The 5,058-nt window shown below is 32.4% G+C and carries 6 protein-coding genes; 2 read left to right on the forward strand and 4 right to left on the reverse strand.

The window, feature by feature from the left end:
* Window positions 1-167: 167 nt before the first annotated feature.
* The 3 genes from E7Z77_RS09670 to E7Z77_RS09680 all read right to left on the reverse strand — a co-directional run bounded on the left by E7Z77_RS09670 (window position 168) and on the right by E7Z77_RS09680 (window position 2,388).
* Window positions 168-290: a hypothetical protein gene (locus E7Z77_RS09670; protein WP_292753550.1), complete on the reverse strand. Its 123-nt coding sequence runs from the start codon at window positions 288-290 to the stop codon at window positions 168-170.
* Between the two features lie 64 nt (window positions 291-354).
* Entirely contained in the window at window positions 355-888 is a 534-nt protein-coding gene (locus tag E7Z77_RS09675) for a DUF6270 domain-containing protein (RefSeq protein WP_292753552.1), read from the reverse strand.
* 231 nt (window positions 889-1,119) lie between these two features.
* The gene (locus E7Z77_RS09680; protein WP_292753554.1) at window positions 1,120-2,388 is read right to left on the reverse strand and encodes a hypothetical protein; all 1,269 of its coding nucleotides are present in this window, start codon (window positions 2,386-2,388) and stop codon (window positions 1,120-1,122) included.
* Between the two features lie 152 nt (window positions 2,389-2,540).
* Between E7Z77_RS09680 and E7Z77_RS09685 the strand changes: the two genes are divergently transcribed.
* Together E7Z77_RS09685 and E7Z77_RS09690 are read left to right on the forward strand one after the other, a co-directional pair.
* Window positions 2,541-3,467 (forward strand): glycosyltransferase family 2 protein, encoded by a 927-nt coding sequence (locus E7Z77_RS09685; RefSeq protein ID WP_292753556.1) that lies wholly within the window; start codon window positions 2,541-2,543, stop codon window positions 3,465-3,467.
* Window positions 3,464-3,892, forward strand: coding sequence for a GtrA family protein (locus tag E7Z77_RS09690; RefSeq protein WP_292753558.1), 429 nt, complete (start codon window positions 3,464-3,466; stop codon window positions 3,890-3,892). The genes E7Z77_RS09685 and E7Z77_RS09690 overlap by 4 nt, the downstream gene beginning before the upstream one ends.
* A 313-nt stretch (window positions 3,893-4,205) precedes the next feature.
* Here E7Z77_RS09690 and mtrA read toward each other — a convergent pair whose 3' ends face one another.
* A complete protein-coding gene (mtrA, locus tag E7Z77_RS09695) occupies window positions 4,206-4,775 on the reverse strand; it encodes a tetrahydromethanopterin S-methyltransferase subunit A (RefSeq protein WP_292747688.1) in 570 nt (189 codons plus the stop codon).
* Between the last annotated feature and the right edge of the window lie 283 nt (window positions 4,776-5,058).

Consider the following 5,058-nt stretch of genomic DNA (forward strand, 5'->3'; position numbering starts at 1 on the left):
AAGTTTTGCTTTTTCATTGCATATTCTAAGAAAAAACACAAAAATGAGATGGTGAATATGCGCAAAAATTAAAAATGAGGAAGTGGTGCAAAATTTTTAATTGAATCTTGTTGACTCTTTCAATACTTTTTTGGAGGTGTCCTTTCATGATTTTAATCTGGTTTTCGTCAGTTAATTACTGCACCAATACCATTTTTATTCAAAAACCAATCCGGATAACTTAATGTTGCATCCGAATCAGAATTGCCATGACTTTTAAAATCAATTCCGGCAGCAATATACTTAATCAAATCTTTTTTAAAGTGCCAAAATGCATTATTTAAAGCATATTTTCAGCATGGGATGCTTTTTTTGTTAAATAATTAAAATAGTTATTATTTTTAATGATATTATTAAGTTTTTTAGTAAAATCTTCATAATATTCAGGAATATAATGTGATGTTCCCCGACCCCAAAATGATTAATATCATTAGGATAATTCAATAAATTCAATTCAATTATATCTACATCATAATTGTCTTCAATAACTTTATTAAGCTCATATATATACTTATTGAATTCAAAGCAATATTTTGATTCGATTAGTTTTATTGATCCATCCTCATCCCATAATTTATCATCAAAGCAGGCTTTATTTAAAATTAATCTAATCCCATTTTCATTTAAAAAATTATAAAATAAATCAAAATTTTTTTTATATAACTTTAAATATTTTTTAGAGTTCGATGCCATAGATAGTGTTGTGAATTCATTAAGATTTTTATAAAATGGAGTATTATGTAAATTCCAGTAATTATTAGTAACAATATTATTTTCAAAACATAAAATGTCAAACTTGGCTTCAAAAATATTATCTAAAATTAAATAATCGATGTGACTTCGTGCCACATCCCCTTTTCAAAAAAATAATAAAAATCAAGATATCACAAGGTATTCATTCAAACCCTAAATTTCCAACAACCCCCATTTATTAAAAAAAAAGATAAAATAAGGACTTAGCCTTATTTAAAACTTTAACTCTTTTTTGAAGTGCCTTACAGATATGTTGCCAAATATTTTCTTTTTTACTCATCATCCATGCATTTTTCGTTGAACTTTGCAGTTATTAAATCCATTAATTCACATGTTATTATGTTTGTCAGGGATTTTCTTAATGTTTATATGGGATGTAGTGGAATCATCCTTTTTTAGGACATATTCAATTCCACACATTACTGCAAAGAATAATATAAACAGCAACCTATATGTGAACCAAAAGTGGATGTATGAATGGTTGCTTGCAATAAAATACCATAAAAAAGGAGTTATTGCCAGCAATATGAATGGAATGATATTTTTCAATTTATCTGTTGTGACATTTTTCCTGTTAGGGATTATTTTTTTAACATAATAAATTGCTATTGCTGCAAAAATTACAAGATATGCTCTTTTTCCATAAATAAACACGTTTCTTACCACCGCATCAATTCTTGTGAAATTTGATGTAGATGATCTCCAGAGGAATCTATTGAATCCGTCCAAAACAATGTTCTGGTGCAGGATTAAAGATGATATAATCCATTTGCTTAACCACATTCCTGCAAATCCTACAGACCATATGCATGCAAATATCAATAGTGAAACCACATTTTTTTTAACTGTGGTTTTTTCATTTAGAAGCAAGTAAAATATAGCAGGTATTCCAAAAGTGATTAAAGGGTAAGTAAGCAAGTCAAAATAGTTTGTTATCATACCTATTGCTAAGAAATAGCAAAGCAATCTGCGTCTTTCAAATAACTTGTCCTTGAACTTAATCATGATAAATATCGAAATCAATGTGATATTGAAAACGGGGGCAAATTGTAAACACATTCCGATAACTTCGGGGTGAATTAGAAACATTGACAATAAGAATGGAATAACATAACTCTTAAGATTGTTTTCAAACATCAGTTTAACAATGCATGCAATCATAGCCATTTCAAAAAATAGCTCCAGGACCCTAATACCATTGTAATCCAGGAATGTAAATAAAGGCTTGTATATTGCCAGATATCCGTGCCAATAGCGAGGATATTCTCGTAGAGTATTTTCATCATCATCTATGTATTTTGTGAAATTGTGCATTCCAATGGTATAAACAATCATCGAATTGTCCAAAAGGGACATACTTTTATTGTAGTAGGATACCTCACACAGAATTTTCGAATCAGTATATACGTCTAGTTTTGTTGTTGAATAATTACGAATCGTATTGTGGATGGCATGGTTTGAAAATTGATCTGCGTTTGAAAATACGATGTCATGAGCTGTGTCGTTGGATGTTGCAAAACCCACAACAATCAATGAAAATCCCAAAATCACAATTATTGTAAATGTTAAAATTAAATTTAAAAATGTCTTTTTCATATAATTAGTATATTAACATATGTATAAAAATATGTAGTGTTTAAGATACTTATTAATCACTTTTGGATTATTTTTTGATACATTATTTTCACAATACATAAATAAGATTATAGAAATATATTATATTAGTTAATTTTTAAATCGTGTTTAATATGAAAACAGCAATTCTAATCCCCTGCTACAATGAATCAAAAACTATCGAAAAGGTAGTGAGTGATTTTAAAAGGGTCATGCCTCATGCCGACATCTATGTCTATGACAACAACTCCACTGATGGCACAGACCGAATTGCAAAGGATGCTGGAGCCATTGTTCGCTATGAATACAGACAGGGAAAAGGCAATGTCGTAAGGTCAATGTTTCGCCATATCAATGCGGACTGCTATATCATGGTTGACGGTGACGACACATACCCTGCAGAGGATGCTCCTGAAATTGAAAGGCTGATTTTAAACTGTGAGGCAGACATGGTCATCAGAGACCGACTTTCATCAACCTATTTCAAGGAAAATAACAGGCGATTCCACAACACAGGGAACAGAATTGTTCGAAAATTCATCAACCTATTTTTCAAAAGTGATTTGAAGGACATCATGACCGGAATGCGAGGGTTCAACTACAATTTTGTAAAATCATTTCCAATCCAATCCAAGGGCTTTGAGATTGAAACCGAAATGAGCGTTTTTGCACTAATCAACAACTTTAAAATCCGCGAAATTCCAGTTAACTACCGGGACAGAATTGAAGGAAGCGACTCCAAACTGAACACCTTTAAAGACGGTTATAAGGTACTAATAATGATTACGACCTTAATTCGAGATGAGAGGCCACTTTTGTTTTTCTCGGCGATTTCACTAATATTGCTTGCGATTGCAGGAGCATACTTCTTCCCAATACTTTTTAAATACTTCTCAACAGGATATGTACTGAAAATCCCGACACTGATTGTGATATCAACCGTCGTCATCATTGCAACAGTCATTTTCTTTACAGGAGTAATCCTGCATGTTTTAAAAAGACAACATAGGGACGAACTCGAACATCACCTGATTTTACTGAATGAACTTAAAGAGGAATGAAATTGATTGACAAGTTATTCCTCCAGCCCACAGACAACATATTCATCCAGATGTTTCGATACGTTTTTGTAGGTGGAACTGCATTCATTGTGGATTTCTTCCTTTTATATTTCTTCAGTGACATCTGCGGAATCCATTATCTAATTTCAGGAATCTTTTCATTCATAATATCCGTTTTAGTCAACTATTGGATGAGTACAATATGGGTTTTCAATCAGGACAACATTGAAAATAAGGTTCTAGAGTTCAACCTCTTTTTGGCAATAAGTACATTGGGCCTGATTTTTACAGAAATACTCCTATGGCTATTTACAGATGTTTGCAACCTTTATTATCTGATTTCAAAAATAATCGCTGCAGCAATAGTAATGTTCTGGAACTTCTTTGCAAGAAGAGTAATGTTTTATGGCAAAAAGCTGTCATAAAAAAGTATTAAAGTAATTTTTTTATCTCATCGAATTTCTTTCGAACAATCAATTAAATCAACCACATTTTTAATAAAATAACGTGAATGATCTTTAGGAATCAAATTTCTCAAATCCAAGAGCAACATACTCCGATTAATATTATCATCTTTTAAAACCACAAATAAAACAACCATGATTATTAATATCTATAATAAAAGGTCATACTTCATAGTATATAAAATTAAAGAAAAATAAGCAAAATAAAATTAAAAAAATTGTGACTGTGCCACATCCTTAAAATGTTAAAAAAAAATAGTGAAAAAAAGGCCGGTTAAGCTTCAGCCTTTTGGTCTTTTTTAGTTTTCTTTTTATCGACAATTACCATTTTTTCGTTTTCTTCATCGACTTCCATGATAATTGGCTCTGCTTCAAGTGCACCAGGGTCCTTTTCAACGCATTCATTGATCTTGGACTGGATTGCACCGATGTCTTCTGTATCGATTAAATCAACGATTTCCAGTTGCTGCTGAAACCTTTCAACTCCGTCAAGAGGAACGTTTTCAACAAAAGGAATTGCTCCTGTAGCACCGATGATTTTCTTTTTGTCAGGATCAGCGCCGTTTTCGTGTAAAGCTTTAAAACTTTGACCTGTAATGTGGCCCTGCACTTCAGCGCCTGCCAGAATAAGGAATCTTATGTTCGGATTTGATATGATATTTGCAACAACCTTTTCGATACCAAGGTTTTCTGTTTTGCATGGTCCTGCAATGGCCGCACCTGAAAGTTCCGCTTCAATGTGGGAAGCAAGAGTTGTAACTGCAACAGGACTTTCCGGATCGCCAACAATGTAATCTCCACTGATTACCGGCCAGCCGTCTGCAGGAGATTTTTTATCAGCCATGATAATTATCCTCCTAAATTGATTATTTATGAATATATTTTGACAATATTTAAATATTTTGTCACTTCTCATGGGTAAATATTATCAGTAATGAAAACAGAACTGATAGCATGAACATTAATGTAGAGATATTCAATTTTATAAATCACAGCCTGGCAAATCCCGTCCTTGACGCCGTCATGCCTGTTTTTACCAACTTCGGAGGGCTTCCGGCAGTGGGCATCACAACCGTTCTGGTGTTTCTTTTAACAAGACACTACAAAAAGGATGAATACCATGAAAT

The sequence above is a fragment of the Methanobrevibacter sp. genome, from assembly GCF_015062985.1.
Lineage (GTDB): Archaea > Methanobacteriota > Methanobacteria > Methanobacteriales > Methanobacteriaceae > Methanocatella.

Bases quoted from the DNA above. Each gene is read 5' to 3' on its own strand.
- E7Z77_RS09685 (WP_292753556.1), top strand. From the start codon at position 2,541: ATGAAAACAGCAATTCTAATCCCCTGCTACAATGAATCAAAAACTATC.
- mtrA (WP_292747688.1), bottom strand. From the start codon at position 4,775: ATGGCTGATAAAAAATCTCCTGCAGACGGCTGGCCGGTAATCAGTGGA.
- E7Z77_RS09690 (WP_292753558.1), top strand. From the start codon at position 3,464: ATGAAATTGATTGACAAGTTATTCCTCCAGCCCACAGACAACATATTC.
- E7Z77_RS09680 (WP_292753554.1), bottom strand. From the start codon at position 2,388: ATGAAAAAGACATTTTTAAATTTAATTTTAACATTTACAATAATTGTG.